4 protein-coding genes are annotated in these 5,146 nt (G+C 69.7%); 2 read left to right on the top strand and 2 right to left on the bottom strand.

The window, feature by feature from the left end; all coding sequences use genetic code 11:
* Window positions 1-190 (top strand): hypothetical protein (locus D7V77_RS39945; RefSeq protein WP_147452317.1); only part of this gene is annotated, 190 nt, incomplete at its 5' end.
* 4 nt (window positions 191-194) lie between these two features.
* Here the strand turns inward: D7V77_RS39945 and D7V77_RS45310 are convergent.
* Window positions 195-3,575: an ATP-binding protein gene (locus D7V77_RS45310; RefSeq protein ID WP_120581438.1), complete on the bottom strand. Its 3,381-nt coding sequence runs from the start codon at window positions 3,573-3,575 to the stop codon at window positions 195-197.
* A 269-nt stretch (window positions 3,576-3,844) separates the two neighbouring features.
* Here D7V77_RS45310 and D7V77_RS39935 point away from each other — a divergent pair, with 269 nt between their 5' ends.
* Entirely contained in the window at window positions 3,845-4,027 is a 183-nt protein-coding gene (locus tag D7V77_RS39935) for a hypothetical protein (protein ID WP_120581437.1), read from the top strand.
* 330 nt (window positions 4,028-4,357) lie between these two features.
* On the opposite strand, the gene D7V77_RS39930 is transcribed toward D7V77_RS39935, so the two are convergent.
* Entirely contained in the window at window positions 4,358-4,948 is a 591-nt protein-coding gene (locus D7V77_RS39930; RefSeq protein ID WP_147452316.1) for a DUF642 domain-containing protein, read from the bottom strand.
* Between the last annotated feature and the right edge of the window lie 198 nt (window positions 4,949-5,146).

The raw sequence follows: 5,146 nt of genomic DNA, 5'->3' as shown, positions 1-5,146 counted from the left end.
GGGGCTCGTGGGGGCGGCGGTGCTCGCGCGCGGCCTCGCGGGGATGCTCTACGGCGTGGGCGCGCTGGACGCCCTGACGTTCGGAGGCGTGCCCCTGCTGCTGGGCGCGGTGGCGCTCGTGGCCAGTGGGTTGCCCGCCCGCCGCGCGCTGCGCGTGACGCCGGCCATCGCGCTCCGGGCGGACGAATAGGGCTTCAGGACACGGTGTCGTAGGCGGGGGGCGCTTCCCTCGGCATGCGGACCGTGAACGTCGTTCCGGCCTCTTCGCTGGAGGTCGCGCTCACGTGGCCTCCGTGCGCGCGCGCCACCTGCTGCACGATGTAGAGCCCCAGCCCCACGCTGCGCGACGAGCGGCCTTCGTCATGGTGGCCGCGCCGCATTGCCTGGAAGAGGGTGGGCAGCATCTCCGGCGGAATGGGCCGGCCCCGGTTGTGGACTTCCAGGACGAGGTCGTCCCCCTCCTCGCGAGTGGACACCCGCACCGTGGAGCCCGGCTCGCCGTAGCGAAGGGCGTTGGTGACCAGGTTCTGCACCACCTGGCCCAGCCGCTCCTCGTCCCACGAGCCCAGGCCGTCGCCCTGCTGATCCAGGACCACCTGCCGCTCCGGGAACGCCACCTGGACCTCCTCCAGCGCGTGGCGCGTGGCCTCGTGGAAGTCCATGCGGCGCCGCTGCACCGGCAGCCCTCCTCCCAGCCTCGCCTGGGTCACGTCCAGCAGGTCGCGGATGAGGCGGTTGGCGCGCTCGGCGCTGCTGATGATGCGGCCGGTGTTCTTTGTCGCGCGCTCCCCCAGGTCATCGCGCTGGAGCAGGGCGTTCGCCGACAGGAGGATGGCGTTGAGTGGATTGCGCAGGTCGTGGCTGACGATGCCGATGAGCTGCTGCTCGAACTCCCGCTGCTCTCGCGCCTCCGCCTCGCGCCGGTGGCGTTCGGTGATGTCGCGGCTCACCGTGGCGATGCCCATGTCCTCGCCCGTCGCGGCATCGCGCAGCGTGAAGAAGTTGTAGTGCACGGGGATCGCCGCTCCGGTGCGGAAGTGGCGGAGGCGGAACTCTCCGTCCCAGCGCCCGTGCTCGCGCAGCCTGGGCAGGATGACGTCGCGCACGTAGGCGCGGTCTTCCTCCAGGAAGTAGTCGAACAGGTGCGTGCTCCGCACCGCCTCCGGCCCCTCCAGTCCCAGCATCCGCTGGCCCGCCTCGTTGACGAACAGCGCCCGTCCGTCCGGTCCTCCAATGCCGATGAGGTCCGAGGACTGCTCCACCACGGCAATCAGCTTCTCTCGCTCCCGCTCCGCCAGACGTTGCTCCCTGCGCGCCCGCGCCGCCGCGAGATTTCCCTCCACGCGCGCCAGCAGCTCCCGCGCGGAGAACGGCTTCACCAGGTAGTCGGTGGCGCCCATGCGCAGGCCCTCCACCGTGGCCTCCTCGCCGGCGCGCGCGGACAACAGGATGACGGGCACGTGCACCGTCGTCGGGTCCTCGCGCAGCCGCCGCAGGAGCCCGAAGCCATCCAGCTCCGGCATCATCACGTCGCTGATGACGAGGTCCGGCATCCGGGCCCGGCACGACTCCAGCGCCTCCAGTCCATTCGCCGCGAGCGTCACCTCGAAGCGGTCCGCGAGCAGCGAGTGCACATACGCGCGCATGTCCGCGTTGTCGTCCGCGAACAGGACATGGCCGCCCACGGTCCTCATGAGGGGCGCGGGGGCCGCGTCGACCGCGAGCATGGCCGGCGTGCCCTCCGGCCCCAACCAGCCGGACGCCTCCTCCAGGAACGTCGCGGCGGTCGCGCTCGTCGGGACGCGCTCGGACGTGGACGCCGCCGTCTCCCGTGGAGCGTCAGCCAGGGAGGACGCCTCCGCGGGCAGCGTCACCGTGAAGGTGCTGCCCTGGCCGGGGCGGCTCTCCGCCTGCACGTCGCCGCCATGCAGGCGAACCAGCTCCCGCACCAGCGCGAGCCCGATGCCGCTGCCCTCGTAGCTGCGTCCCTGCGCGCCCTGCACTCGGTGGAAGCGGTCGAAGATGAGCGGCAGCTCCTCCGGTGGAATGCCAGTGCCGGTGTCCGCCACGCGCAGCTCCACCTGCGTTCCGCGCCAGCGCAGGCTCACGCGGATGCCGCCCTGGTGCGTGAACTTGAACGCGTTGGAGATGAGGTTGAGGACGATCTTCTCCCACTGCTCCGGATCCACCTTCACGGGGTGCGGCAGCGGGGGACAGTCCACGTCGAGCGTCAGTCCCGCGCGCTCCACGGTGGAGCGGAAGCCGCTGGCGAGCCCGCGGGTGAGCGCGGCGAGGTCGGTGGGCACCGCGGTCGCGTGCATGCGGCCCGCTTCGATGCGGGAGAACTCCAGCAGCGTGTTGACGAGCTTGAGCAGCCGCAAGCCATTGCGGTGCACCGTCCGCTGCCGTTCGAGCTGCCGGGGACCGAGCGGCTCCAGCGGATCCTGGAGGCCGTCCTCCACTGGCCCCAGCATCAGCGCCAGCGGAGTCCGGAACTCGTGGCTCACGTTGCTGAAGAAGTCCGTCTTCGCGCGATCCAACGCGGCCAGCGCCTCCACGCGGCGGCGCTCCTCCTCGCGGGCGCGGGCCTGGGAGATGGCCGTCGTCACGCCCCGGGCCAGCAGCTCCAGGAAGCCCCGGTACTTCTCATCCAGTGCCAGCCTGCGGCTCAGCCCCGTCACCAGGAAGCCCGCGGGCCGCGCATGCCCTACGCGCGGAAGGGGCTGCACCCACGCGGAGGCCGTTCCCTCCGGCCACGGCCCCACCGTGACGGTGCCTGTCTCCCCTGGCAGCCTCTCCCAGAGGAAGGCCGCGTTGGTGCTCGCGGCGTAGCCCAGGGGCCAGTCCGCGCGCGCCTGGCCCGTGCTGTCCGGGAGGGGAATCGACTCGGGAGCGAGCGCATCCCCCGCCGCCATCCCGCTCGTCCCGGCGAGCCGCGCGGTGCCGGTGGCGTCATCCACCAGGTAGAGCAGGGCGAAGGGCACGTCGAGCGGCGCAGCGGCGATGACGCGCATGGCCTCGCGACAGGCGTCGTCCGTGGTGGCCCGGTCCGCGGTGGAGGCACCCAGTTCGCGCAGCATGTCCAGCCGCCGCGTGCCCACCACCTGTCCGGTGGTCTCCGTGAGCGCCGCGAAGATGCCCGCCACGTCGCCGGACTCGTCGCGCACGGGCGAGTGGCTGTAGGTGAAGTAGCACTCCTCGACGAAGCCGTTGCGGTCGAGCGGCATCATCAGGTCATTGACGAAGATGGCCTCGCCGGTCTGGCGCATGCGCTCCCAGCCGGGGCCGAGCATGTGCCAGACCTCCGGCCAGGTGACGGCCGCTGCCTGCCCCAGGGCAGCGGGGTGCTTCGTGCGTCCGCAGATGGGCCGGTACGCGTCGTTGTAGAACTGGACGAACTCCGGACCCCACGCGACGTAGAGCGGATAGTCGGACGCGAGCACGATGCTGACGGCCGTGCGCAGCGACTGGGGCCAGGTCTCCACGGGGCCCAGGGACGTCCTCGCCCAGTCCACCTGCCGAAGCAGGGCGCCACACGCGCCACCGCCCCGCAGGATGTCGTCCACCGCGCCCATGTGCCTCCACGCCCAGGCGCGCCTTCAAGAATGGAGGCCACTGCTGGGTCATGGAACTTCGGGGTTTCGCGGGGCGATGGCCAGTGCGCAGAGCGGAGGCCCTGGCGAAACGTGCATCGATGAACGGCGGTCGCCTAGAAGGTGACCAGGCGACCGTCCACGGCCCGGGTCAGCGAACCGCGTGCATCACGGTCCGGTCACCTTGACGTTGTCGATGGCCAGACCGCAGTCGGTGAACTTCGACGTGCTGGTGAACTGGATCCGCGTGGATGGCGGACGTGATGGTCCAGCCCGGCAGCGCGTTGCTGGACGGGTTGAGGATGACGGAGTTGGACGAGCCAATGGCGTGGGTCTCGAAGCTGTCGTTGGTGGCGACGTTGATGCCCTGCTCGACGCTGCTCAGCTCCGGCTCGGAGCGCGCGGAGTCCGGACCCCCCAGCCCGCCAGCGTGAAGAGGCCAAAGCCCACCAGGGTGCCAAGACGCAGCATGGGGTTGGCATTCATGTGATGTGATTCCCGTTGAGATGTGTTTCGCCTGTGTTCAATGACAGGCGAAGCGCACTCCAGGTTCGTTCACCTTGGGTGTGGATGGCTTGGCGGGTGGTGCCATTGCACTGACTGCTGCCCTCCAAGCAGGTCAGAACCGGATGCTGCGCCTGTGAGGTGGAACAGGGCGATCCGGCGACCCACGGTCCACCGTCCAGTCGCTGATAGGGCCGCCGCCCCACGGGTAGGGGAGCGGCGGCCCGGGGCCCGCACGGATCAGCGGACGGGCTGCGTCATCACGGTCCGGTCACCGTGAGGTTGTCGATGGCCAGACCGCAGCCGACGCCACCGGAGGTGCTGATGAGCTCGATCCGCGAGACGGTGCTGGTGGCGTTGAACACGTAGGTGCGCGGGAACGTCGACCACGTCCCGGAGCTGTTGGAGAAGCTGGCGGTGCTCGGGCCGTAGTTGAGGGTGGCCGACCGGGACACGGTGGTGCAGGTGGGGCTGTTGGACACGTAGAAGGACACCGTGTAGCCGCCGCCGACGACGGTGGGGACGTCCTGGTACAAGGAGCCCGCGCCCAGGCCGTTGAGGTCGATGGACTGGATGCCGCTTTGCGCCGCCTTGTACGTGTTCTTCATCACCTTGATGCCGCCGGTGATGGTCCAGCCCGGCAGCGCCGTGCTACCGGCGTTGAGGACCACGTAGTTGAAATTGCCGATGTTGTTGTTCTCAAAGCTGCCGTTGGTCGACACGACGACGCCCTGCTCGACGTTGCCGAGCTCCGGCTCCTGGATCGCGGCATCCGGGCCCCCACAGCCCATCAGCGCGAAGAAGCCAAAGCCCACCACCGCGCCGCGACGCAGCATTTGCTTGCCATTCATATGATGTGATTCCCCCTGAGATGTGTTTCGCCCGCGCGTCGTGCGACAGGCGAAACATACCGTACATGATTTCACATCAAGTGTGTGAAACTTCACAGTGGGGTTGCTGGCTTGGTTGGCCTCCGGGCGGGTCAGAGGGGTGCGCAGCCACCCGTGGGTGCGGGACTGATCACGGATGAGGCATTGATGACACAGGGC

Origin of the sequence: Corallococcus sp. CA041A, from assembly GCF_003612075.1 — a bacterium.
GTDB classification, from domain to species: Bacteria; Myxococcota; Myxococcia; order Myxococcales; family Myxococcaceae; genus Corallococcus; species Corallococcus exiguus.
This window is presented reverse-complemented; position numbering and strand designations above follow the sequence as displayed.

Bases quoted from the DNA above. Each gene is read 5' to 3' on its own strand.
- D7V77_RS39935 (WP_120581437.1), top strand. From the start codon at position 3,845: ATGGCGGACGTGATGGTCCAGCCCGGCAGCGCGTTGCTGGACGGGTTG.
- D7V77_RS45310 (WP_120581438.1), bottom strand. From the start codon at position 3,575: ATGGGCGCGGTGGACGACATCCTGCGGGGCGGTGGCGCGTGTGGCGCC.
- D7V77_RS39930 (WP_147452316.1), bottom strand. From the start codon at position 4,948: ATGAATGGCAAGCAAATGCTGCGTCGCGGCGCGGTGGTGGGCTTTGGC.